23 protein-coding genes and 1 pseudogene are annotated in these 25,121 nt (G+C 40.5%); 18 read left to right on the top strand and 6 right to left on the bottom strand.

What is annotated here, in order from left to right; genetic code table 11:
* Position 1: 1 nt before the first annotated feature.
* Complete coding sequence (locus AC3EBE_RS22645; RefSeq protein ID WP_488597291.1) at positions 2 to 262, top strand: hypothetical protein; 261 nt, start codon at positions 2 to 4, stop codon at positions 260 to 262.
* Positions 263 to 289: 27 nt separating this feature from the next.
* The gene (locus AC3EBE_RS22640) at positions 290 to 1,660 is read left to right on the top strand and encodes a hypothetical protein (protein WP_488597290.1); all 1,371 of its coding nucleotides are present in this window, start codon (positions 290 to 292) and stop codon (positions 1,658 to 1,660) included.
* 564 nt (positions 1,661 to 2,224) lie between these two features.
* Here AC3EBE_RS22640 and AC3EBE_RS22635 read toward each other — a convergent pair.
* Together AC3EBE_RS22635 and AC3EBE_RS22630 are read right to left on the bottom strand one after the other, a co-directional pair.
* A complete protein-coding gene (locus tag AC3EBE_RS22635; RefSeq protein ID WP_488597289.1) occupies positions 2,225 to 2,488 on the bottom strand; it encodes a hypothetical protein in 264 nt (87 codons plus the stop codon).
* A gap of 36 nt (positions 2,489 to 2,524) precedes the next feature.
* Positions 2,525 to 2,764: a helix-turn-helix domain-containing protein gene (locus tag AC3EBE_RS22630; RefSeq protein ID WP_488597288.1), complete on the bottom strand. Its 240-nt coding sequence runs from the start codon at positions 2,762 to 2,764 to the stop codon at positions 2,525 to 2,527.
* Positions 2,765 to 2,978: 214 nt separating this feature from the next.
* Between AC3EBE_RS22630 and AC3EBE_RS22625 the strand changes: the two are divergent.
* Positions 2,979 to 3,415, top strand: a pseudogene (locus AC3EBE_RS22625) (VanZ family protein).
* Positions 3,416 to 3,535: 120 nt separating this feature from the next.
* On the opposite strand, the gene AC3EBE_RS22620 reads toward AC3EBE_RS22625, so the two are convergent.
* The gene (locus AC3EBE_RS22620) at positions 3,536 to 4,396 is read right to left on the bottom strand and encodes a hypothetical protein (protein ID WP_488597287.1); all 861 of its coding nucleotides are present in this window, start codon (positions 4,394 to 4,396) and stop codon (positions 3,536 to 3,538) included.
* Between the two features lie 335 nt (positions 4,397 to 4,731).
* Here AC3EBE_RS22620 and AC3EBE_RS22615 point away from each other — a divergent pair, with 335 nt between their 5' ends.
* The 6 genes from AC3EBE_RS22615 to AC3EBE_RS22590 all read left to right on the top strand — a co-directional run bounded on the left by AC3EBE_RS22615 (position 4,732) and on the right by AC3EBE_RS22590 (position 11,716).
* Positions 4,732 to 6,330 carry a sensor histidine kinase gene (locus tag AC3EBE_RS22615; RefSeq protein ID WP_488597286.1) on the top strand — a complete coding sequence of 533 codons (1,599 nt, stop codon included), beginning with the start codon at positions 4,732 to 4,734 and terminating at the stop codon, positions 6,328 to 6,330.
* Positions 6,331 to 6,345: 15 nt separating this feature from the next.
* On the top strand, positions 6,346 to 7,032 hold the full coding sequence (locus tag AC3EBE_RS22610; RefSeq protein ID WP_488597285.1) for a response regulator: 687 nt from the start codon (positions 6,346 to 6,348) through the stop codon (positions 7,030 to 7,032).
* A gap of 288 nt (positions 7,033 to 7,320) precedes the next feature.
* Positions 7,321 to 8,298 carry a tripartite tricarboxylate transporter substrate binding protein gene (locus tag AC3EBE_RS22605; protein WP_488597284.1) on the top strand — a complete coding sequence of 326 codons (978 nt, stop codon included), beginning with the start codon at positions 7,321 to 7,323 and terminating at the stop codon, positions 8,296 to 8,298.
* Between the two features lie 13 nt (positions 8,299 to 8,311).
* Entirely contained in the window at positions 8,312 to 8,761 is a 450-nt protein-coding gene (locus tag AC3EBE_RS22600; protein WP_488597283.1) for a tripartite tricarboxylate transporter TctB family protein, read from the top strand.
* A 19-nt stretch (positions 8,762 to 8,780) separates the two neighbouring features.
* Positions 8,781 to 10,286 (top strand): tripartite tricarboxylate transporter permease, encoded by a 1,506-nt coding sequence (locus AC3EBE_RS22595; RefSeq protein WP_488597282.1) that lies wholly within the window; start codon positions 8,781 to 8,783, stop codon positions 10,284 to 10,286.
* Positions 10,287 to 10,354: 68 nt separating this feature from the next.
* Positions 10,355 to 11,716, top strand: coding sequence for an SLC13 family permease (locus tag AC3EBE_RS22590; RefSeq protein ID WP_488597281.1), 1,362 nt, complete (start codon positions 10,355 to 10,357; stop codon positions 11,714 to 11,716).
* Between the two features lie 111 nt (positions 11,717 to 11,827).
* On the opposite strand, the gene tcuA is transcribed toward AC3EBE_RS22590, so the two are convergent.
* A complete protein-coding gene (gene tcuA / locus AC3EBE_RS22585) occupies positions 11,828 to 13,330 on the bottom strand; it encodes an FAD-dependent tricarballylate dehydrogenase TcuA (protein ID WP_488597280.1) in 1,503 nt (500 codons plus the stop codon).
* Between the two features lie 130 nt (positions 13,331 to 13,460).
* On the opposite strand from tcuA, the gene AC3EBE_RS22580 reads away from it, so the two are divergent.
* Positions 13,461 to 14,333: a LysR family transcriptional regulator gene (locus AC3EBE_RS22580; RefSeq protein ID WP_488597279.1), complete on the top strand. Its 873-nt coding sequence runs from the start codon at positions 13,461 to 13,463 to the stop codon at positions 14,331 to 14,333.
* Between the two features lie 68 nt (positions 14,334 to 14,401).
* On the opposite strand, the gene AC3EBE_RS22575 is transcribed toward AC3EBE_RS22580, so the two are convergent.
* Positions 14,402 to 14,761 carry a hypothetical protein gene (locus AC3EBE_RS22575; protein WP_488597278.1) on the bottom strand — a complete coding sequence of 120 codons (360 nt, stop codon included), beginning with the start codon at positions 14,759 to 14,761 and terminating at the stop codon, positions 14,402 to 14,404.
* Positions 14,762 to 15,238: 477 nt separating this feature from the next.
* Here AC3EBE_RS22575 and AC3EBE_RS22570 point away from each other — a divergent pair, with 477 nt between their 5' ends.
* From AC3EBE_RS22570 to AC3EBE_RS22535, 8 genes are all read left to right on the top strand, one after another.
* Complete coding sequence (locus AC3EBE_RS22570) at positions 15,239 to 16,033, top strand: IclR family transcriptional regulator (RefSeq protein ID WP_488597277.1); 795 nt, start codon at positions 15,239 to 15,241, stop codon at positions 16,031 to 16,033.
* Positions 16,030 to 16,932 (top strand): fumarylacetoacetate hydrolase family protein, encoded by a 903-nt coding sequence (locus AC3EBE_RS22565; RefSeq protein WP_488597276.1) that lies wholly within the window; start codon positions 16,030 to 16,032, stop codon positions 16,930 to 16,932. Before AC3EBE_RS22570 ends, AC3EBE_RS22565 begins: the two co-directional genes overlap by 4 nt.
* A gap of 82 nt (positions 16,933 to 17,014) precedes the next feature.
* Complete coding sequence (locus tag AC3EBE_RS22560; RefSeq protein WP_488597275.1) at positions 17,015 to 18,028, top strand: galactitol-1-phosphate 5-dehydrogenase; 1,014 nt, start codon at positions 17,015 to 17,017, stop codon at positions 18,026 to 18,028.
* Positions 18,029 to 18,043: 15 nt separating this feature from the next.
* Positions 18,044 to 19,237, top strand: a complete 1,194-nt coding sequence (gene rhmD, locus AC3EBE_RS22555) for an L-rhamnonate dehydratase (RefSeq protein ID WP_488597274.1) — start codon at positions 18,044 to 18,046, stop codon at positions 19,235 to 19,237.
* A gap of 19 nt (positions 19,238 to 19,256) precedes the next feature.
* Positions 19,257 to 20,267 (top strand): TRAP transporter substrate-binding protein, encoded by a 1,011-nt coding sequence (locus tag AC3EBE_RS22550; RefSeq protein ID WP_488597273.1) that lies wholly within the window; start codon positions 19,257 to 19,259, stop codon positions 20,265 to 20,267.
* 116 nt (positions 20,268 to 20,383) lie between these two features.
* Positions 20,384 to 20,842, top strand: coding sequence for a TRAP transporter small permease (locus AC3EBE_RS22545; protein WP_488597272.1), 459 nt, complete (start codon positions 20,384 to 20,386; stop codon positions 20,840 to 20,842).
* Between the two features lie 6 nt (positions 20,843 to 20,848).
* Complete coding sequence (locus AC3EBE_RS22540) at positions 20,849 to 22,123, top strand: TRAP transporter large permease (RefSeq protein WP_488597271.1); 1,275 nt, start codon at positions 20,849 to 20,851, stop codon at positions 22,121 to 22,123.
* Between the two features lie 530 nt (positions 22,124 to 22,653).
* Positions 22,654 to 24,210 (top strand): BCCT family transporter, encoded by a 1,557-nt coding sequence (locus AC3EBE_RS22535; RefSeq protein ID WP_488597270.1) that lies wholly within the window; start codon positions 22,654 to 22,656, stop codon positions 24,208 to 24,210.
* Positions 24,211 to 24,318: 108 nt separating this feature from the next.
* Here the strand turns inward: AC3EBE_RS22535 and AC3EBE_RS22530 are convergent, their stop codons facing one another.
* Positions 24,319 to 25,104 (bottom strand): IclR family transcriptional regulator, encoded by a 786-nt coding sequence (locus tag AC3EBE_RS22530; RefSeq protein ID WP_488597269.1) that lies wholly within the window; start codon positions 25,102 to 25,104, stop codon positions 24,319 to 24,321.
* Positions 25,105 to 25,121: the final 17 nt, after the last annotated feature.

Below are 25,121 nucleotides of genomic sequence, written 5' to 3'. Positions count from 1 at the left end.
TTTGACTAGGCATAGTAACCAATTAATGCAAGAGAGTCCGTCAGTTCCATCCGTCGTCCGTCTATATTACATAGTTCTGCCTTATATCCAGGAAAGAAAGGCAACAAACAACCCGCACTATGGTGAGGGCTTTGCGTATCTGATTAAAAGGATTGAGAGGGAGTACAAGTATAGATATATGCCGGCAAAGAAGGAAGAATTGATAGATGATAAGGTTGTGGATATGGGAGAGAAGTTGAGTGGATATTTAAATAGTATCTAGAAAATTTGAAGAAGTAGAGGGTTATAAATGAATTTATCTAATGAACAGATTAATCTGGCTACAGAATTACTCGATCTCAAGGATACTGACAGTATAGAAAAAGAACACACTGAAAAAGCATTCCAACTTTATTGCACTTTAAAAGATAAAAAACCTGACCTCTTAAGATTAAACGAAGAAATTAAGCCAAGATTTAACGGCGATAATATAGAACCCTTAAGGGATTTTTTTCATACTCATAAAAGGATTACTTTCTTAGCTAGATGGACAATTTATATTATTCCTTTTGTAGATTTGTTACATGAGACTGGTAATTTACCTTTAAAGAGAACAAAGGATGATTTTGAAGGTTATATTAACGATGTATTCAATACTTACCTAACTACCTTAGAAGAGATTAAAAATAAAACTCACCACCTTAATCTCATTGCCGATATCCATTATAAAAATGTTGTTGAAATTAGTGAAAAAATCCAATCTGCAATATCTATATATTTTGAAGGTTATCCGAATGAGGCTTTTAATTATATTGCTGAGCTTTTTGATCAGAATATATTGCCTAAAGGATATTTAAATAAACACATGACTATTTGGGATCATAACCTCGGTCTCTTATATAAGATGCGCACAGGAACAGATCATACATTTTCCAAAGATGAAATGTTTCATATTCCCTTTGAAAACCGTGGATTAGTTAGTACGAATCGCTATAGTATTCCAGGGTTGCCATGTGTATATTTAGGTAGTTCCCCTCTCACATGTTGGGAGGAACTAAATAGACCAGACTTGAATACAGTACAAACATCGTTATTTATAAGAAAGAGTATAAGTTATCTGGACTTTTCGACTCCTCCAGGTGCATTGATTGAGCTTCTATTCAATGATTATTATGTAAACGGTGTAGATGATGAAAAGTTTAATGAAACCTACAGCGACTTAATCTCTTATATAGTCGTATGGCCTTTAATGGCAGCTTGTTCAATTAGAGTTAAAAATCCCAAGGATTCATTTAAACCGGAATATATTGTACCCCAGTTACTACTTCAATGGATTCGGCAATCAAAATTTGATGGTATATCATATTTTTCAACAAAAATAGATAGATACACTCACGCAACAGCTAAACTTTATACAAATTACGCATTTCCGGTTCAAACTAAAAAAGAGGAAGGTCATTGTACAACACTTAGCGAGAAATTCGATATTACTGAGGCTATTCCTTGGCAATCCTTCCAACTCTATAAGGTATCACCGCATGCGATGCCAAACGAAGAAGCAATGAAAGTAGAATTCGAATTAATTAAGGGTCTTACCTTGAAATATTCTGAAACTGATTTTAGCAGAATTGAAGCATTATTAATTAACAAGTATGAAGAAGAAAGAAAACGAATGAATTAATTTTGTTGACTGTCAATCGTTACAGAAGAGATGAAATTGAATTGCCCCAAGGTACCCAATATTTAAATGGGTAAGAGAAAGGAACCCCGCCTTGATAAAGCTTGGCGGGGTATTATTTCAAACAGTCGTTTGATATACTCTATAAATACTTGCAACTATATAATGGTCGCGAAGAAGACATCGGGACGGTACTTGAGTCTCATTCGGGACTCGAAGTAAATGGTGAGAATCTGGAAAGATAATGGGGTCTTTTATGTTATAACCAGCTAGGAGAAGGTTACAAGGCTGGTTTTTATATTGTTGCTGGGTTGTTTGACGGAATATTGCAAGTATTAATTGTCGTGCTGCTGACGAAATGTATTATGTGGGGTAGTCTGTAGTGTTTTGTAAATGGCTAACTTGATCCAGTTTGTTTTGCATTTTGGGACATTTGAAGACATAGGGACGTTCCTGAGTCTCATTCGGAACTTAAAATAAATGGTGAGAATGTGAAGGGATGAGGAAGATTGTGATATAAACCAGCCCAGGAGAGGTTTCCGGGCTCGTTTTGCTTTTATATAAATATTACTCTAAGTCCTCTGTGCTGTAGCTTTTGCTTTCATTTATGACAGCAAAGTCTGTTTTTTTTAATTGGTAATTACTTGGAATGATTTCTCTTGCGTACATTGAGAGGACTTGGGTTGTTTGGATGCTGCCTTTGGATGTGGCGAGGCAGCCTTCTGAATAGCGGCCGATACGTTCAAGGAGATGCTTCATGGACTTACTTTTGACATAGAGCTCCTCGGTGAAGTCAGGTTCGTAAGCAATATATAGAATAAAGTAATTCATTTCGCTGTCTCCTTGAAATTAGGCAATATACTCATTTTAGTCTGGTTTTTGGCAGTCTTCTTCGGCTACTCTTATAAAATCAGATGCTCGCATACCTAGGGCTTTTGCAATGAACTCGATTGTCTTGAGGGTAGGATGAGAGGATTCAGTTTCTAGGTTGCTTATGGCCTCCCGAGAAAAACCGCTGAGGTATGCTAGTTCTTCTTGACTCATTTTCTGTTCATTTCGTAATCGCTTTAATGTCTTTCCTATGTAAAGGGTTTGTTGTTGATCCAAAGAGCAAATCTCCTTTACCCCAATTACATAACTGATGAGTGGATGTTAGTATGAAGTGTACTTCACAAAAAATGTGAAATTTATAGATTGAAATCAATGGAAGGCTTGTGAGGGATTACGAAAAGAAAGTCAGTAACTTTGTGTGCGATTGTAAGCTGTTACGAGTAATTTCTTGATTAGCCAGCTGGTGATAAGAAACTTTTGATAAAGGAACTTGTTATTTGCGTGGGGTGCTGTAGGCCTATGGTGTTTGCTCATATTTAGTTTGTCATCGCAGCCGGCAGCGGTCTCAAATGAACTCAGTAAAGGTACGATTGAGTTAATAGTCGAACATACGGAGAAGGTTTTTCCTAATGAGGTAATTAAATTGGGAGACCTTAACCATATCGTCAGGAAGATGCTCATTTTTTTCTATATCTGATGCTTGGTATTCTTGTCGTATTTGCTTTGCAGCGAAGTGGAAGAAGAGGCAGACGGGCATATACATTAGCGATGCTGATTAGTGTACTATATGCCATGACTGATGAATTTCATCAGCTCTATGTCCCTGGCAGGGGAGCAGAGGTAAGAGATGTGCTGATTGATAGTAGTGGGGCTTTTGTTGGCTTGGTGGGGTATCTCTTAATAAGTAGAGTTAGGAATAAGGGGTGAAGTGGAACATGGGGACGGTTCTCACGTTCCAGTTTGACGCTATGTACAAATAAAAGGCCAGTCACCATCCAGAAGCGGATGGTGACTGGCCTTTTTGTTTTCTTTCCTATGTTCCGCTGCCTATAAAGTTAACAGTATCCCTGTTTTATCATCAGCAATTTTCAGTCTAGGATATTCTAAGCATAGTAGATCATTCATCTCCAAATAATTTACCTTCTTTAATAAAGCTTCCAGTCCGTAATCAAATGCAAACTGTGCTGTTTCTTCCCATGTAGCGGAGGGGATTTGAAGGCCATCGGATAATAGCAGGATTTTATCTATTTGATTTAATGACAGAATTCCATACTCGATGAACTGGTTTGCCTCTTCGGTTCCATCAAGGATTCCATAGCCGCCTAACGTATTTAACTTCGCTCTATTCTCCCGTAATATATCTATAATTCCTGATTTTTCACGATCCAGCAGCTCTTTTGCCTGTTCAATGGTTACATCAGACACATTCAATAGGTTGGACTTTGATAACTGCTGAAATTTTGAAATGGCGATGGAATCTAACGGGAAAATATGGTCATAAGTCATAGCCCGGATTGTGCCGTCTATATATTGAAGGAACAGCATGCAATCTCCTGCGTGTATGTATTCCAATTGGTTCGTTTCTTCTATTATATTGATTGCTGCTATCCCGCAAGAACTGCGCTCCTCTTTCGGCAGCTCGGAAATGGAGTCCTGTTTCGTAAACTCAACGGTTCTTTTACCAAGCAGCCTGTTAGCGAATTGTGCTTTTTTCAGCAGCGACCCCTGGCTTTTTTCATCCAGTAGACCATCTTTGATCGTGCTGGCAGCCAGTTTGCCAGATAAGCCTCCAAGACCGGTTGCACCATCAATGACTGCATATAGCTGCTTGCTGTGATCTATGATCAACTCATCTTCATTGATGTTATTGATCCCTTTTTCATGAACATGTTCAACTGTTCTAAACATAGCTGCCTCCTACAATAAGAAATGAACTCCGAACCCAAGGCCGAGTAGCATGAATCCCAATAAAAATGCATAGATGATTTTACTTCTGTTCTTTTTTCCCATCAGAGAATAACACACTGAATGCAACATAACTGATTATAAGGTATCTTGCTGTAACGCCATTTTACACTATCCACTATACCAAATAGAGGAGAATCTTGGGGACATGGGGACGATTCTCGTGTTCCAACTGGAACGCAAGAATCGTCCCCATGTTCCACCCATGTACCCTGGATTATTCGGAATATTTATAATACTATAATAGTACGTTTAGTATTTTACTGGAGTAATTTGATATGTTGCTGAAATACATAAGGAATCTTCGGGTTTCGTTAAAGGTTAAGATTTTAGGTTTGGTGATCTTGCTGATTGTCTTTATTATTGGCGCTTTGTCTACGTTATTCATTGTCGTGAAGGAGCGTGATGATATTGATGGTGCAAAGGAGCTGTCGTTGCAGACGGCAAAAACATTATCGTATATGCCTGCGCTTCATGAGTATTACAGGTCTGGAAACTCTAGCAATATTAAATTGCTGACTGACCAGATTAAATATCAGGCGAAACCGATGACGGTCTTTTTTCAGCACCGTGACGGCACTGTTGTTGCTTCTACGGACGAACAGGAAGTATATAAGAGCCTGAATGACCACAACCGTGCTAAAGCACTTACTTATGGAAGTTATTATGTGTTCCAGACGATGGAAAGCGGGCGAAAGGTTCTTAAAGCAATTGCGCCTGTGATTGTGGATTACGGTCCATATAAAAAGGTCGAAGGAACAGTAGTAGTTTTATATGATATGAAAGCGATTACTCTTTCTATTTGGCAGGATATCGGAAAGATCGTCAAGGCATCGGTTTTGATGCTGATACTTGGGATTATCGGAAGTTACCTGCTGGCCAATAGCATTCGTAAGGATACTCTTAATCTCGAACCCTATGAAATTGCAGCTTTATTCCGGGAGAGAAATGCCATCCTTCAATCCGTAAAAGAAGGGATTGTTGCTGTGGATGGCCAGGGCTACATAACGATGATGAATTCATCTGCTGAAGAAATGTTCGGGATCAAGGAACAGGCAGAAGGCAGACAAGTCTCGCATGTATTTCAATCTGCTGATTTGTTAGAGATTTTTGGCGGGCAGGAAAAACAGACGAATGCTGAAATCCAATATCACGACAAGATCATCATTGCCAATACGCAGCCAATTTTTGAAAGGGAAAAGCGGATTGGACTGGTCGGCAGCTTTCGCGACCGGACTGAAATCAAGGACATGATTGATGCGCTTTCTGAAGTCAGGCAGTATTCCGATGATCTAAGGGCACAGGCACATGAATTCAGCAATAAGCTGTATGCGATCCTCGGTCTTCTCCAATTGGATAAGAAAGATGAAGCGATCGATTTTATAAAAAATGAAGCTCATATCCATACCGTTGATGAGCATCTATTATTCTCGAAAATTAAGGATGAGAAGGTCCAGGCAATCCTCCTCGGAAAAATCGCACAGGCTTCGGAAAAGAAAATCTCCTTTGTGATCGATTCAGAAAGCTCATTAGAAGTGCTGCCTGAAAAGTACAAGCTATCATCTCTTATCATTATTTTAGGCAACCTCTTGAACAATGCGTTTGAGGCTGTGAAGGATAAGGAGGATAAGATCGTCCGTTTTTTTGTGACGGACATAGGCAACGATATTATCTTTGAAGTTTTTGATAATGGGTCGGGAATCAGTGAGGAATTGAAGCCGTTTATTTTTCAGACTGGGGTTTCTTCAAAAGGAAAAAACAGGGGCTATGGCCTGGCCAATCTGGCGGAAGAGGCTGAATCTCTTGGCGGAAGTATTGAATTCAGCAGTAATGAAGGCAGCGAAACAGTCTTTTCGGTTTATTTTCCAAAATCCTAAAAAGGGGGAATTCAGATGGAGAGCGTCAATGTCGTGATTGCGGAGGATGATTTTAGAATCGCACAGATTCATGAAGAATTCCTTTCCAGGGTCAAAGGAATGAAGTTAATAGGGAAAGCGCTGAACGCCAAAGAAACAATGACACTATTAAACAGCCAGGCTGTTGACCTGCTGCTTTTGGATATTTATATGCCGGATAAACTCGGAACCGATTTATTAGCCGAAATCCGTGAACATCACCCTGAGGTGGAGATCATTTTAATTACGGCCGCAAGGGAAAAGGAATATTTAAAAAAGGCACTGAAGTTTGGTGTTCAGCATTATTTAATTAAGCCTGTCACAATGGAGCATTTCGTGGAAACCCTGGAGAAGTTCAAGCAAAGTAAACAGCTCCTGGACTCTGTATCAGAAATCAATCAGGAGCTCCTTAATCGCTTTTTCGGATATGGAAAAGAAGAGAAAGACGATAGAGGAGATCTGCCTGCAGGAATCGACTATCTTACCCTGAATAAAGTAAGTAAGATACTATGTGAGGAAAGAAAAGGACTGTCCGCTGATAAAGTAGGCGAAAAAATGGGAGCGTCAAGAACAACTGCGAGAAGATACCTCGAATATTTAGTGAGTACGAATAAGGCATATGTGGAGCAGGAGTATGGCATCGTAGGACGCCCTGAACGGAATTATCATATAAAGGAAGCTTAAGGAAAGGCCGGGAAGAGGCTTTTCCTTTTCATTTTGGCACTGATAATGCTGAATGTTGATTTTTAGACTCAGCGCCAGCCCCAAGAAGAATTTGCTTATTCTTCAGCGGAAAGCGAAGCGCCTGGAACGAAAATCAACAGAGTTGTGAATCTTTTAACATATGAACAAAATGAACAAAAAGGGCTTAAAATTTTAAAAGCACAAATTTTTGAAAACGTTTACACTATACAATTTAGAATTTAAAATAAATTCAGAATTCGATTTAATACTATAGAAGGAGTGGAAACGATGAAAAAACTTGGTCTATTGTTATTGGCTGTACTGCTGCTTTCAGCTTGTTCGTCCGGCAAAGCGTCAAACAGCGCAAAGTACCCTTCCAAAAATATTGAAATTGTCGCACCTGCATCACCAGGAGGAGGCTGGGACCTGACTGCCCGATCTGTCCAGAAAATCCTGAAGGACAATAAGTTGGTTACGAACAATATTAATGTGATCAATAAGCCTGGCGGCGGCGGGGAAGTAGGCTGGAACTACCTCCATTCAAAGGATTCTCATAATCTAGCAGTTAATTCAAGCTTGCTTTTGACCAATAATCTTTTAGGCCAAAGCAAATTGACTCATAAAGATTTTACTCCTCTGGCAACATTGGCTACTGAGTGGCAGTCAATTGCTGTACCTGCAGATTCTCCTTACAAAAGTATTAATGACTTATTAGAGCAGATTAAGAAAGACCCTAAATCAATTAAAATCGGTGTTGGACCTGGTCTTGGCAATGATGACCATCTTGCATTTGTGCAAGCTGCTTCCATGAAGGGCATTACGCCAACGGATTTGAACTTCCTCGTTTATGATGGCGGCGGAGGAGATGTTGTTACAGCTTTGATGGGGAAACACGTTGATGCGGTGACAACGTCTTTATCGGAAGTAAAAGATCAGCATCTTGCCGGGAAGCTTAGAATATTAGTTGTTTCTTCAGATGAAAAATTGGAAGAGCTTGAGGATGTACCGACACTTCAGGATGAAGGAATTGATATGGTCTTCCCTCACTGGAGAGGAATCATGGGGCCTCCTGATATGACTGATGAAGAAATCAAGTATTGGGATGAGAAGCTAGGCGAAATGGTCGAGACAGAAGAGTGGAAGAAATTGCTCGAAAACAATGATTGGGATAGCTTCTATCAGGATAGCAAAACAACCAAGAAGTTCTTCGACGAGCAAGAGAAGCTGTATAAAAAACTAATCGATGACTCTGGATTGGTTAAATAAAGGAGCGATTCAGATGAAAGCGGTAAAAATAGGAATGCCAGTAGCGATGATCCTCATCAGCAGTATTTTCTTGATCAGCTCCTTTGCCATTCCAAGGGCAACACTTGGCAATCCTAATGGACCCTTATATTTTCCGATAGGGTTAAGCATCTTGATGCTGGTGCTGAGTATCGTTTATCTTTTCAACGAATTAAAAACACTAAATGAACATAATGGAAAGATCCAGGCGCTTTTCCAGGGAAGGACGATGAAATTGATTGGAGTAACGACCGCTCTCGGAGTGGTCTACTCCTTGATTTTTGAATCATTAGGATTCCTGGTTTCTACGATCATTTTTCTGGGCTGCCTGATTTTTTACGTGAATGGTGTGAAAAAATGGCTTGTCAATATTATCGTTACGGTCGCTTTTTCCTTCATCACCTGGTATGGCTTTAGTGAATTATTGGGAGTAAGTTTACCATAATGGAGGTGAGCAGTTAGAGATGGATGCATTCATGCAAGGACTTCAGACTGTTCTGCAGCCAATGAACATCTTCTGGGTTGTCATTGGCGGTTTCTTGGGTACAATTGTTGGCATGCTTCCTGGATTGGGGCCTGCTACAGCTGTTGCGGTATTGATCCCAATCACATTTGGGATGGATCCCACCAGCGCGATCATATTAATGGCGGCCATTTATTATGGTGCGATGTACGGAGGTTCGAGAAGTTCTATCCTCCTGAATACACCGGGAGATGGCTCGGCGATTGCAGCTACTTTTGACGGCTACCCGATGGCTCAAAAAGGACAGGCAGGGGAGGCAATGGCGATTTCAGCTGTCGCTTCCTTTATCGGCGGCATCCTGGCAACATTTGGTTTTATCTTCTTGGCAGAGCCGCTGGCAAGCTTTGCCCTTAAATTCGGGCCAGCAGAATATTTTCTATTAATGCTATTAACGCTATCGGCGATTGTTTCACTTTCTATCGGTAAAATGGTGAAAGGATTCATTGCCATGGCTCTCGGTCTCCTGATCAGTACAATCGGGATTGATCCCCAGACCGGTGTCCACCGTTTCACCATGGATATTCCCCATTTAAGTGAAGGGATTGAATTCCTGATTGTCATTATTGGCGTGTATGCGGTAGGGGAAGTATTTTACAACTATTTAACGATTGATAATGCAAAGAAAGAGAAGAAAAGTGTCGGGAAAATCTGGTTCACTAAGGAACAGTGGAAACGCTCTAAGTGGCCGATTCTTCGGAGTGCACCATTAGGATTCATTGTTGGCGTCCTTCCAGGCGCAGGAGGTTCAATTGCTTCGATGATGAGTTACTCAACAGAAAAACAGCTGTCCAAGAAACCAGAGGAATTCGGAGAAGGTGCCATAGAAGGATTGGCAGCTCCTGAATCCTCCAATAATGCAGCATCAGTAGGAGCGATGATCCCGCTTTTGACAATGGGAATCCCTGGTTCAGGGACAACTGCCGTCATGCTTGGAGCGCTCATCATGCTTGGTGTAAGGCCGGGACCGATGCTGTTCGAGAATGATCCTGGAATGGTCTGGGCTCTTATTAACAGCATGTTTATCGGAAACATTGCGCTGGTCATCATCAATATTCTCCTAGTCGGCTTATTGGTAAAAATATTGGATACACCAGCAAAGGTTCTTTATCCGCTGATCATCATGCTCGCCTTTATTGGCACGTATACACTTAGCTACAGCACGGTTGATTTTTACTTGCTGCTGTTATTCGGAGTCATTGGGCTGTTCATGAAAATCATGGATTTCCCGATTGCGCCGCTTGTGCTCGCAATCATCGTAGGAGGGGATATGGAGCAAAACTTCCGGATGGCTCTTACCTCGTCAAACGGCAGTCTGAGCATCTTTTTCTCATCAGGAATCTCGGTCACTTTAATGATACTAACTGTTTTGTCCCTATTCTATCCTTTGCTGATCAACAAGCTTAAGAAGAAAAAGAACAGTGATGGAGACAAAGCGATCTCTGCTTAATATTTATGAGGATAGTCCACCAGAATCAGTTGGTGGATTTTCCTTTTTTACACTGAGGAGAAACGTTCATGAAAAAGAAAATTCTATTAATGATTGCGAGTCTGCTGTATATTTTCTTTTTTATCCTGCCACTTCACCAGGATATCAAGATCCAGTCCTTGATCGCGCTGGTCATTATTCAACTTTTATGGGTAGGAAAGGTTTTCCCTTTGGCATACAGCTCTTTGCTGGTCATGCTGCTGTTCTCATTCCACTTTTTTAGCTATGAGGAGACATTGTCATATCTAGGATCTGATGTAGTATGGCTGTTATTCGCTACGTTCATCATATCCAAAGCCTTTATTGATACAGGTTTAGCCGATCGGCTGTCGTTATCAATCTTGAAATTGTCCCGGGGTGCCAGTAGAGCCCTGATTTTCATATCGATTATCCTTGTCTTTATTTTATCGATCCTCGTTCCTTCGAATGTTGGAAAAGCAAGTCTCCTAACATCTGTATTTGATAGTTTGATCAGGAGTTTGAAATCAATCAACAAGACTAGCAACCTGGCAAAATCGCTTTTTATCGGAATTACCTATTTAATCCCTATAACCGGCGCCTTCATTGCCACTGGAGCAAGCTCAACCATTTATGCCTACAGCCTTTTAACGGAAATCGGTCCAAGTATCCACTATTTAGAATGGATCCTGATTTTCGGGGTGCCGATCATGGTTTTCTGCTTCTTTTTATGGGTTATTTTTATCGTCATGTTCCCTCCTGAAAAAATTAATAAACACCTTCTGCTGGCACTTATTGATGAAAAAATCTCTCAGCTGGGGAGAATGACGGTAAAGGAAAAAAAGATGCTATCGATAATGGCGTTAACCCTTATTCTATGGATCACCCAGAATCTACATGGCTACTCAATACCGCTAATCGGCCTATTAGGTGCATGCCTAACCATTTTTCCAGGCATCGGTGTCTGGAAATGGGACCAGGCCAAAACATCTATCGACTGGGACATCTTTCTTTTCTTTGCCTCGACGTTGATGGTTTCAGGGATGCTGCTGAATACCGGCACCATTGATTGGCTTGCCCAATATCTAAACCAGATCCTTGCGCTCCAGACTCCATTTAAGACCATGTTGATCCTGATTCTATTGACCTCGCTGATGAGGGTCATGTTTGTCAATGTTCTGGGGTTTCTGGCCATCATGCTGCCACTCGCGATCTCGCTCGGAGATGCACTCACAGGCATTTCAGCCCTGACACTGGCAAAGGCGGTATTCCTGGCCGGGATTCCAGGCTTCTTCTTCATCACCCAGTCTCCCGTCCATTTGATTAGCTACTCATATGGGCATTTTGCGGAGAAGGATTTATTTAGGGTTGGCATGGTTGCATCGTTTGTGTGGATTGGGGTTATTTTGGGGGCTTATGCGTTTTATTGGTAGGAGAGGTGGGGCGGCTGTTAGTTCAGCTGCCCATTTGTTTTTATTTGAAAAACGTCTCTATTAAAAAAAGCGGCTCCTCTGAGAAAGAGGAGACCGCCTTATAAATGATGTTTATTTTACTGCTGCGTTTTCTTCGTTTGCCGCTGCATATTTTGCCGCCTGTGACCCGGAAATCTTTCCGAAGACAGCACCGGACATCAAACCAGATCCGCCCGGGTAGTTTTTATAAAAAATGCCACCGACCATTTCACCTGCTGCAAACAGTCCCTGGATTGGTTCTTGCTCTTTGTTCAGCACCTCGCCATCTGTGTTGACATGCAGGCCTCCGAAGGCAAAAGTGATGCCGCAAGTGACCGGGAATGCGTAGAAAGGACCTTGTTCGATACTCTGTGCCCAGTTTGTTTTTTCCGGATTAAGCCCTGACGTTGCCTTGCCATCTTTGATCGATGGATTGAATTCGCCATCCTGGACTGCATCATTGTATTCCTTGATTGTATCGAGGAACTGAAGCTTGTCTACAGGGAGCTGGTCCACTAATTGTTCCAGTGTCTCAGCCTCGTAAACCGTCGCCTCTTCAAGATTATATTCCTTGCGAAGGATCGGGCGCACCTTTGAATCAAAGATCTGGTATGCCGCATGGCCCATCTGCTTCAAGATTTCCCGGCCGTATTTAGCATACGTATAGTTCCTGAAATCAGCACCTTCGTCGACAAAACGGTGGCCGTCTTTATTGAGCATAATTCCAAGTGGATAGGAATGCTTTTTAAAAATATCGCCTGGCTTATTGAAGTCGCCCACTCTTGGTACATTGTAATCTGTACCGATCGAGTGGCATCCGGCCCACTCGCCAAAAGTTTGTGCCCCAGCTTCCACCGCCATTGTCAGTCCATCGCCAGTATTGAATTCTGTTCCCCGGACGGCAGCAGCTTCCCACTCAGGTCCCAAATGCTTCGAGCGCATTTCCTTGTTCGCTTCGAAACTTCCGCAGGCTAGCAGAACGCTTTTAGCCTCAACGGTTGCCTCCTCATCATTACGCTGTACAACTACACCTGAAATCCTGTTTTGGTCCGTAATAAGTTTTGTCGCTGCGGCTTCATACCAAATCTCAATTCCAACTTCTTCTGCTTTTTGGAAAAGGGACTTCATCAAGCCGATTCCTTTTTCCTTCGTTTTTACAGGAAGGCCGCCCCAGAAGTGGATTTTGTCATCCTTTTTAAAGGATTGATTATCATAGTTCAGCTCGAACTCCACCCCTTGCTCGCGCATCCAGACAATCGTTTCATACGATTTTGAGACTAATTGATTCGCCAGATCCGGCTGGCTTTGGCCGTCCGTTACTCTCATTAGGTCGTTATAATAATCATCACCGCTGTATTCTGGCATGACAAGAATGTTTGCTTCCTCATCTGAGAGTTCCGGCATGATTCTTCTGATATCTTCTAAATCATTATAGGCAAACCGGATCGCTCCATCTGTGAAAAATGAGTTCCCGCCGCGCTTATGTTCCGGTCCTTTTTCCAGTACCAGTACGCTTGCGCCATTTTCCCTTGCCGAAATAGCCGCACATAAAGCAGCATTGCCTGCTCCTACCACCACAACATCGAACTTAGTCAATTGGATTCCTCCTGTTATATAAATATTTTGAATATTAATAACTTAATTTTAGTGGTAAAATCATCATAAATAAAATATTGATATTTTATGATTATTGATAAAAAACTTCTATGACTCGGAGGCGGTTAGAATGGATGAAAAAGACTGGATCATTCTTCAGACCATTCATAAAGAAAGGAATATTACCAAAGCAGCTGAACAATTATTTATCTCCCAGCCTTCGCTTTCATATCGAATCCAGCAGATGGAAAAAGAGTTTGGCGTGAAAATCCTGTCCAGAAGGAAGAGGGGAGTCGACTTCACAACCGAAGGAGAATACCTGGTGCAATATGCAGATAAAATGCTGCGCCAATTGCGTGAGACAAAGGATTTCCTCAATAATCTCGAAGGAAAAATAAAAGGAACACTTCGCTTAGGAGTTTCGCAGACATATGCAAGATACGAGCTTCCCAAAATCCTAGCTGAATTTTTAACTCAGTATCCAGAAGTGGATCTCCAATTAAAAACAGGATTCAGCTACGAAGTCTTCCAAATGATTCACAAAGAAGAAGCAAACATCGGGATTGTCCGCGACCTATACGACTGGAAAGGACCAAGTGTCCTGATTGATGAAGAGAAAATTTACGTAGTTTCAAGAAATAAAATTGCACTTGAAGACCTGCCCAACCTGCCAAGAATCGATTACAACACCGACCCCTCACTAAGAAACATCATCAACCAGTGGTGGAAAGAAACCTACGACCAGCCACCAACCATAACCATGGAAGTCGACATAATCGACACCTGCCGCGAAATGGTACACAACGGTCTAGGCTACGCCATCCTCCCAGGAATCTGCCTAAAAGGATACGACGAATTAAATACATACGAACTAAGCCTCAACAACAAAAAGGTAACAAGGAACACATGGCTAGTATTTAACGAAAACTCCCTGGAACTATCAGTAGCAAAAGCCTTTATCGGGTTTTTGGAACATGGGGACGGTTCTTGTGTTCCAGGTTGAGGTGGAGTGTAGAACGTGGGGACGGTTCTCACGTTTCCAAGTGGAATACAAGAACCGCCTCAGTGTTTTTAGCTAATCTTCATTTGATTGATAATTTTTTGTAGTCCTGATAAATTCCCTTTTCCTAACGTAGAATAATAATTTATATGTTTCTGAACTGCTTTTAAAGCGTTAGTATAAGATTCCTGGCCAAAATCTTTCCTAATACTTTCAAGCAAGAATTTATTTGTGTCATTATTAAAAGCTCTTTTATATTCTTCTCCATTCATCATCGCAAGAAATATGGTAATAAACGCTTGAGCAGAACCTTTATTCATCCTCGTAACTCTATTAATTTCAATTTTTCCCTCATTTCTTGTTAATTTCCCTGCATATACTTTTTTGGCAATTTCGTAAGCACCCTGACTCATTTCAATAGTGATCTTCAAAGCTATCACTCCTTCTATAGCTTTATTTATATTTATAACGTAACACAAAATATGGAAGTTGAGGCTCAGCAATTTTAACGGTTAAACACTTTCTTTTAATCACTGATGATCAAGAGGATTTGAATTTTCCGCATGCACTTTCACGTTAAAAAATATATTTGGGCACTTTCACCAGGTGAGAGTGCTATTTCTTTTCTATTCGGAGTGGCGGTTCAGGCTCTGGAAAAGATATCGAAGTCTGGAACTGTTTCGGTTCCTGGCTTTCAGTATTCTTAAGGGTTTATTATCCGTTTTCCTAGCCATTTTTAGAGGTTCGAGGCTGACTTTTAGAACAAAAATTTTATAAATAATTTTTTAAATAAATATTTAGAAAATTATTTACTTTCAGCTAATTCGTGTTAGAATAGCCTTAATAAAGTTTAATATACAAATACTGGTTTATTATACAAAACCAGTAAGTGTTAAGGTGGTGAAAAAATGACTAAAAAATATTGGGTTCCAGCTCTTGAGAAAGCAAATTTAATTTTGGATTTAATTGTCCTTAATCCGAGCCAATTAAGACTGATCGATATTTCTGCTAAATCAGGAATTAATAAAAGTTCTTTGTTTTCGCTGTTGAATACGATGGAAGAGCTCGGTTGGATCGTGAAGGAAAAGGGAGATACCTATACTCTTGGCCCAATTCTTGGATCCCTCGGTGCAGCGTATTTTCGTCAGTTTAATATTTTAGAATCCTTTTTTATAGAATCTGAGGAATCAGTAAAGAGCATAGGAGAAAATATTCAATTGGGGATTCTAGAAGGTGGAGATGTACTATACCTGGCTAAGAAAGAAGGCCATTCACCGGTACGATTAGCTACGGATCCTGGTATGCGTTTCCCCGCTTATGCCTCTGCGATTGGCAAAGCACAATTAGCGAAGTATACAAAAGAAGAAATATATGAGTTGTTTCCGGATGAAAAGATCATTCCAAAGACAGAGTTTACGATTAGAAATTCTGAAGATCTATGGGCTGAAATTGAATTGACCAAGCAAAGAGGTTATGCGATCGAACAACAAGAAGGTGCCCTTGGCTTTTGTTGTGTGGCCGCTCCAATCTTTAATTATGAGAATAAATGTATTGCAGCCGTGAGTTTTACCATGCTGGAGAACAGTTGGGATAGAAAAAAGGAAGATGCCAGAGAGGAAATTTTAAACTTGGCCAAAAGATTATCTTTATTGGCTGGATACAAAGAAAACAATATCGACCAAGACAGGGGAGTGTTGAAATGAAGCTGATTACGTTTCGCCATGACATCAAAGAAGAGATTGGTATTTTAGGAGATTCCTCAACAATAAAATTGAAAACGCTGTCAGATGTTTTTAATCGTGAAAATAATGATTCCGTAGGGTTTCCTGATGACATGCTTGGCCTAATTAATTTAGGCAGGCATGGAAAAGATCAGATAGCATCTGTTTTGAAATGGCTTGAAGAAAACGAGTCTTTCAGACAAGAAGTTGAAGTAGACAATGCATCAATTGAGATAGTGGCTCCAATTTCGAATCCAGGAAAATTAGTATGTGTCGGAAACAATTATATGGACCATTGTATTGAACAAAACGTTGAGCCGCCAAAAAAACCAATGATTTTTTCGAAATGGGCTAGCTGTATAGTAGGCCCAAATGCAGAAGTCAACCTTCCTGAAGACTCTGCCCAAGTGGATTATGAAGCAGAGCTTGCAGTAATTATAGGCATGGAAGGAAAGAACATTCCTGAAGAACAAGCCCTAGATTATGTATATGGCTACACCATCATCAATGATATTAGTGCCCGAGATATTCAATTCGAAGATGTCCAATGGGTTAGGGGTAAATCTTATGATACGTTTGCTCCCCTTGGACCGGCAATTGTAACTGCAGATGAAATCGATGATCCCCACAACTTAGATATTCGTTTAACTGTAAACGGAGAACCCCTTCAAGATTCCAATACCAAACACCTTATTCACAAGATTCCTTACATTATTTCCTACTTATCCAAAGGGTTTACATTCAAGCCTGGAGACGTCATTGCTACGGGAACACCTCATGGAGTTGGTGTATTTAGAAATCCGCCAATTTTCCTGAAAAAAGGCGACATTTGCAAAATTGAGATCGAAAAGGTTGGGAGTCTGGAAAATCCAATTAACTAGAAGCGGAATAATATTGCTGCGTAGTTGAGGACCAAAACCTCAAACCTCAAATACAAGAGTCTTAAAGACATAGGAGGAATATATGAAAGCGCTTGTATGGACTAAAGCTGAAACAATGATTATTCAAGAGGCAGAAAAACCTGCACCGAATGTTGATGAAGTATTAATAAAGGTAGATGCAGTCGGTATTTGCGGTTCGGAAATCGAAGGGTTTTTAGGCCATAACAGCCTGCGAGTCCCTCCATTAGTAATGGGTCATGAATTTTCAGGTGTCGTCGTTGAATCGCCCAGCGAAATTGATTTGCAAGGAAAACGTGTTGTAGTAAATCCGCTTATTAGCTGCGGAAAATGTAATCGCTGCCGCAGGGGATTTGAAAATCTTTGTGATCATCGACAAATCATCGGAATCCATCGTCCTGGAGCCTTTGGTGAATATGTAGCAGTTCCAGTTTCACAGGTTTTAACAATACCCGACCATCTAAATCCTTATGCTGCGTCACTTACTGAACCTCTGGCCTGCAGCTTAAGGGCAACCAGACGTGCTATGGAAAACCATCCGTTTGCAAATGTTTTGGTGTATGGTGCTGGAACAATTGGACTTTTAAGTGCGTTTATGGCAAAAATACTGGGCGCTGAAAACGTAATTGTACTTGATTTAAATGCTGAAAGATTAAAAACGGTTCAAGAAGCAGGTCTTGAACATGTAATTCAGTCGAATAAGGAAAATGTTGAACAAAGAGTGAATGAGATTACAGGTACGAAAGGGATCGATGTCATTATTGATGCCGCAGGATTTTTGCCGACCCGAAAACAAGCTATCCAACTTATTAATCCTGGTGGAGTTGTAATGAACATTGGCCTAGGAATTGATGAAACTCCAATTCCAATTAATCAAACAATCAGGAGTGAAATAACTTTATTGGGATCCTTCTGTTATACAAAGCAAGATTTTTACGATGCTCTACAGCTCTTAATCAATCAAAAAATAAACGAAGAGGTTTGGTCAGAAATCAGGACCATTGAGGAAGGTCATCAAGCCTTTACAGATCTAGTAAACGGAAACGTCATTAAAAGTAAAATCTTTCTTCATTTTTAAAAAGGAGGCAAAGATATGAGCAAAGTTGGACAAAAAATTAAAGCTTTAAGATGTCATGTTGTTGAAGGTGGAGGAGCTGACTATCACGACCAAGGCCAGGACCATTGGATTGTAGGTCAAATCTCAACACCGATGAGTATTTATTCGGAGTACAAGGCTACAAGAACCAGCTTCGGAATTAATGTCCTAAAAACGATCGTTGTTGAAGTCGAATCTGAAAGCGGAACGGTAGGCTTTGGGATTTCAACAGGCGGCTACCCAGCAGCTTGGCTAATCAAAAATCATTTGGAACGCTTTATCGTTGGGCAGCAAGTTGAAAGTATCGAAATTATGTGGGATCAAATGTACCGTGCATCACTCTACTATGGCAGAAAAGGTATTGTCTTAAATGCCATCTCTGCAATTGATCTAGCTTTATGGGATTTATTAGGTAACCTGAGGGAAGAACCTGTATATTCCATGATTGGCGGAAAGGTTAGAGATGAACTTGTGTTTTATGCAACAGGACCACGACCTGATTTGGCAAAAGAGCTAGGGTTTATTGGTGGTAAACTGCCACTTGTGTATGGTCCAGCAGATGGTGAAGAAGGCTTGCGCAAAAATATTGAGACGGCAGCTGAAATGCGTAACCGTGTTGGTGATGATTTCTGGTTAATGTGGGATTGCTGGATGTCTCTTGATTTACCGTATGCACAAAAGCTGATGAGCAAATCTGAGGAACTAGGATTTAAATGGATCGAGGAATGTTTTAATCCGGATGAGTATTGGAACTATCGTGACCTTAAGAAACGAGCTGGCAATAACATTTTAGTAACCGGTGGGGAACATGAAGCAACCCGGTATGGCTTCAGAATGTTACTGGAATATTGCGATTTAGACATTATTCAGCCAGATGTGGGCTGGTGCGGTGGATTAACGGAACTCATTAAAATAGGTAATCTCGCTGATAGTTATGGAAAAATGGTTATCCCTCACGGTAGTGGTGTTTACAGCCACCATTATGTTGTCACTAAAGTGAATAGTCCATTTACAGAATACCTGGTTATGAGTCCGGATGCTTCAGAAGTGGTTCCACAATACTTTCCTTTATTAAAAGACGAGCCAGTTCCGGTTAATGGCAGATTAAAGGTCAGTGATAAGCCAGGCTTTGGTGTGGAGCTTAATTATGATGCAGGCTTAGTTGAAATAAAATCAGGACAAAGTATTTAAAAAATAAGGGGGAGTTTAAATGAAAAAGAAGGCATGGGGTATCTTGGTTCTAGTGTTGGTTATGATTTTATCTGCATGTGGAGGAAGTAAAAGTTCTTCAGGTTCCGATTCAGGAGATAAAAAAGAAGATGTTAAAATCCGACTTGGTTCCCACCTTGCAGCCGATCACTCCGTCGTAAAAACAGCAGAAAAATTTAAAGAATTAGTAGCAGAGAAATCAGATGGAAGAATCCAGGTTACTATTCATCCGAACGGAGAATTAGGTGACCAGAAGGAGCTTGTAGAAAACCTGCAATTAGGTGCAATTGAGATGACTGTAAATGATGCTGGTTTACTAGCTAACTTCGTGCCAGAAGTCGGAATTTTAGATATGCCGTATTTATTCAAAGATTACGACCATGTACACAAAACTTTTGATGGAGAAGTAGGAAAAGCACTGCAAGAGAAAATGCTTGATAAAGGGATCCACTCGCTTGCCTGGTTTGATTCAGCCTTCCGCAGTACATTTTTAAATAGTGAAGCACAATCAATTGAAGACTTGAAAGGCTTGAAAATTCGGACACCCGAGGCACCAAGTGTAATTGAAACAGTAAAATCATGGGATGCCGTAGCTACACCGCTGCCATGGGGAGAATTGTACACCGCTTTAGAAACTGGAGTTGTAGATGGTTTTGAAGGCTCAGCTGAAAGTATCTATACAGCAAAGTTTCAGGAAGTATCCAAATACATTTTGAAAACAGAGCATATCTTCACAGCTCTTTCATTGAATATTAGCGAAAACTTCTATAAAGGTTTGTCCAAAGAAGATCAGAAAATCATTTCAGAAGCAGCATTAGAAGCTGGCGAATATGGCCGTCAATTAGCGATGGATCTCGACCAGGATTACTTCGATAAATTAGTTGAAAGTGGTTTACAAGTAGTTGAAGTAGACAAAACTCCATTCCAGGAAAAAGCTGAAGCTATTGTCGATTCATATGCAAAGGATGTTAACGCAGTTGATCTAGTAGAAAAAATTCGTGATCTAAAATAGTAAAACTAGCTGATTCAAAGGTTCGTCCTTTGAATCAGCTTTCCTGTTATAACTGGAACCATAGGGTGAGTATTAAAAGCTTTATATAAAAAACAAAGTCACCGAGGGGTGAATACATGATTACTTGGATTGATAAGGCGATTAAAGCTATTATCATTTTATTGTTTGGTTTACTTGTTGTAGTTACAGTCATTCAGGTTTTTACCAGGCTTATAGGTACTCCCGTTCAAGGAACAGATGAGGCCATTCGATTTATGTTCATTTGGCTGGTGTTTTTGGGAATAGCATTTGGGATGCGTGAAAAGATCCATATTGAGGTAGACTTTTTCATCAACAGACTAAGCGATTCTTTACAATTTTGGATAACAATATTTAATCATTTATTAATGGCAGCTTATACGCTGGTTATTATTTACCAGGGGATTGAAGTGACAAAGGTAATGGGACAGCAGCTTGCACCAATAAGTCGAATTCCAATGTCCTACATCTTTGTGGCAGCACCAATAGGTGGGACCTTACTGCTATTGTATATTATTCTAAGTGCTGTTGAGACAATCAAGGCAAGGAAGGAGTGATAAGCTATGTTAGCTGCTATGTTTATAAGTCTGATTATTCTGCTTATGATTAGGATACCAATAGCATTCGCGATTGGTTTATCAACTTTAATTTCACTTCTGTTTTTTAGCAATATCCCACTTAGCTTACTTATTCCCCGAATGTTCAATACATTAAATAGCACAACCTTCTTGGCAATCCCCTTTTTCATGCTAGCTGGTGTCATCATGGAGAGAGGAGGGATCTCTGAAAGGTTAATCCGATTCTCTAGTTCATTAGTCGGCCACATCCGCGGTGGTATGGGACATGTAACGGTGTTGACAAGTATGGCTTTTGCAGGAATTTCAGGTTCAGCTTCAGCAGATACTTCAGCTGTAGGAGCGGTAACGATTCCCTCAATGATTAAAAAGGGTTATCCGAAAGGTTATGCAGCTGCTCTAACTGCGTGTGCAGGCGCACTTGGTCCCATTATTCCGCCGAGTATTGTAATGATTGTATATGGATCATTAACAGGTCTTTCAATAGGAAAGCTTTTTCTCGCAGGGGCTATACCAGGTATCCTCATCGGGCTTGGTCTAATGTTCATAAACTATATAGCAGCGAAAAAGTTAGGTCTGGAAAAAGAAGAACGTGCTTCATTAAGAGAAGTATGGAAGAGCTTTATCAGTGCATTCTGGGCACTATTGGCCCCAGTCATCATAATTGGGGGTATTGTAACAGGCTTGTTCACAGCGACAGAATCAGGTGTCATTGCTGTAGTATATTGTTTCCTTGTTAGTACCTTTATCTATAAAGAAATGCGCTTTGCAGATTTGGGAGACATATTTGTAAGGTCAGCCAATACCACAGTAATGGTCATGTTCATTGCCGCGGCAGCTTCCGGGTTTGCATGGATATTGGCCAATGAGCAGTTCCCGATCAAAGTAGCAAATTTCCTAAGTGAATTTACAACTAATAAATATTTATTATGGCTAATCATTATTGCTTTCTTGTTATTCATAGGATGTTTCCTTGAAACAATTGCAGCGGCAATCATCTTTATACCAGTCTTAGCTACCGTGGCAACTAATTTCGGATATGATCCAATACAGTTTGCGACAGTAGTTGCCATTTGTTTAATAATTGGAGGAATAACACCGCCAATCGGAGTACTCCTATTCATTACAAATGGAATAGCCAAGGCAAACATTAATGAATCAATAAGATACTTGTGGCCGTTCTTTGGAATGATCGTATTTGTAATTCTACTGGTAGCATATATACCGTTCTTATCTACTTTCTTGCCTGGGTTGATAGAATAAGAGGTTTGGAACATGGGGACGGTTCTCATGTTCCAATGAGGAGTCGAAATAGTGGCCATACGGCTAATCGGAATACAATAAATCAAAGCTGACAACTCTATAATTGCCAGAGTGATAAGGGAAGCGATTTAATTGCTTTCCTTTTTGCGTTTTAGCCTAATTTTATATGCACAGGATCGTATCGGTAAGGAAGTCATGCTGTTTGAGTGGAAGGTACGGTATGGGGACTAGCGAGACCTAGGTCATAGAGTCCTTGTATATTCCTGGTGAACCCTTGGTTTTATGAGGGCTTTTTAATAAGTAGGATCGCTTTTGAATTTTAAATTTTCTAAATATTAATAATAAAATATTGACACTATTTTCCCCACCTTCTATAATCAAAACATCTTGGTTCGTAATTTGAATATTATGTTCATGATATGAACAACAGCGGAGGGGGATAGGAGAATCTTATAGTAAGGAAATTAAAACAGAAATGTGTTTTACAAAAATGTAAGCGATACCAATTTAGAATGAATGGGGGAGAAATCTTGAAAGATATTAGACATTCTGTTTTTTGGCCACCGTTTCTCTTGTTAATTGGAGCATCTGTGCTGAGTTTTACGAACAAAGATAGCTTTATAGCGATGACGACCAATGCGAATAGCTGGGTCATTAACAATTTGGGCTGGTTATTCAGCCTGGGCGGTTTACTCATGGTTGCTGGCTGTATATTTGCCTACTTTTCGCCGCTTGGAAATGTGAGGATAGGTGGAGAACAGGCAAAGCCTATGTTAAGTTTCCCAAGTTGGTTTGCGATTACATTAACCACCACTATCGCTACTCTTACCTTTTGGAGTATTGCTGAGCCCATTTACCATTTATCCAGTCCGCCGGAATCGCTGGGTCTTGAGAAAAATAGTGGAGCGGCAGCGTTATTCTCCATGTCGACATTGTATTTGCACTGGACGTTTACTCCATATGCAATTTATTGTGTTCCTGCCGTTGTATTTGCGTTTGTCTATTACAATATGAAAAAACCATATAGCTTAAGCTCCACGCTTTCTCCGCTATTCGGAAATAAAATTAAAAAGAATACAGCTACAGTAATTGATGCTGTTTGTTTGTATACGTTGGCATTAGGAATGGCAGCGTCCATGGGAACCAGTATTCTGACCCTTTCCGGAGGCATCGAATACTTGACGGGAATTGGCTCTTCGCCGTTATTATGGGGAATTGTCGCTGCAGTTGTAACTGTTACATTTTTAATCTCTGCAGCCACCGGATTGATGAAGGGGATTCGCATACTCTCTGATATCAACATGAAAGCTTTCTATGTGATATTGGCCTTTGTATTCTTGGTAGGTCCGATTCCATTTATCTTCAACTTTAGTACAGAAGCGTTGATAGTATACCTTTCAGAGTTCTTCACAAAAAGCCTGTTTACTGGATCTGCAGCAGCCGATCCATGGCCGCAGTGGTGGACAACCTTTTATTGGGCAAGCTGGTTTGCCTGGGCTTTGATTTTATCACTATTCTTAGGGAGAATTGCCTACGGATATAAAGTGAAAACCATTATTCTCGTTAATTTTATTTTACCAGCTGTCTTTGGAATAGTTTGGATGAGTGTATTTGGCGGAACAGCCATTTCGATAGATTTGGAAACTGGAGTACTGTCAAAAGTCCTGACAACAAGCGGACCTGAAGCAGTGATCTATGAATTTTTCTCTAATTTACCTTGGGCCGCGGTCATCATTCCTTTTTTCTTATTTGTCTTCTTCATCACGTTTGTCACTGCATGCGACTCAAACGTAGCCGCTATGAGTGGGATCAGTTCAACGGGCATTACACCAGAAAAACCTGAAGCAGGACTGCTGGTAAAAGTTCTTTGGGGGATTGCTGTAAGTTTGATTTCCTGGACCATGATTAGTTTTGCGAGTATAGATGGGGTAAAAATGCTTAATAACCTTGGTGGCGTACCAGCATTGTTTTTGGGAATCATTGTTTTTGGCTCACTTGTTAAAATCTCATTGAATCCTCAGAAATATGATAAAACTATTGTTGAGGACACAGAAGAAACGGTTCAGCCTCTTTCAAAAGCTTTATAGGAAGAGAAAAGTCACCAAATGTAAAAGGTAGGCAAGGGAACTTATGAGAGCAAAAACGGGGTTATTCCCAGCGCTATTTAAAGCGATGGTGAATGACCCCGTTTTTTGCTATCTAAGGTATGTTCCAATTTCTTGTGCTGCCTCAATTAATCGATCTTTTAATGCCAGCATTCTCTCCTTGGTGAACCGAAAATTCGGACCAGAGATACTTATAAAAGCAACCAAATTATTTTGCCGATCAAAAATAGGGGCTGAAATGCCATTTTCGCTTTCATCCAATTCCCCTAAAGCTGTAGCCACTCCTTGTCTTCGAATCCTTTCCATTTCTTCTAGTAATTGATCCCGTTCGGTAATGGTGGCTGATGTTATTTTTTCTAGAGGCTGATCCAATAAAATGTTTAGTTCTTCTTTAGGAAGTAGGCTTAATAGAAGCTTTCCATTCGATGTGCAATGAAGAGGAAGGTATACATTCACATAATCTACCACTCTAATACTGTGTTCAGGATCAAGTTGATCAATTGTTAATGTCCCATCATGCTTAGGTACACTTAGTAAAACTGTTTCCTGTGTTTCATCCCTCAACCTTTCCATAGTCCTGTGCGCACGCCTGATCAGGGACCCGTAATTTGTAGCTTGTGCTGCCAATCGGGTGGCTGCATATCCAAGCTGATATCCTTTTGTAATCGGGTCTCGCTCTACATAGCCGAAGTTTTCAAGTGTACCTATCAGGCGCCAGACAGTCGTCCTGTTCATGTTCGATTTTTCAACTAATTCACCAATGGATACAGGATGGCTGCTTTCCGCAACATTCTGGAGTAATGTCAATGCCCGGCCTACTGCTTGAACAGATGAATTTTCCTGTTTATTGTTTTGTAATTCATTATCCTTTTTCATAATTCTCATTATAGCGT

Source organism: Mesobacillus sp., from assembly GCF_057785455.1.
This window is presented reverse-complemented; position numbering and strand designations above follow the sequence as displayed.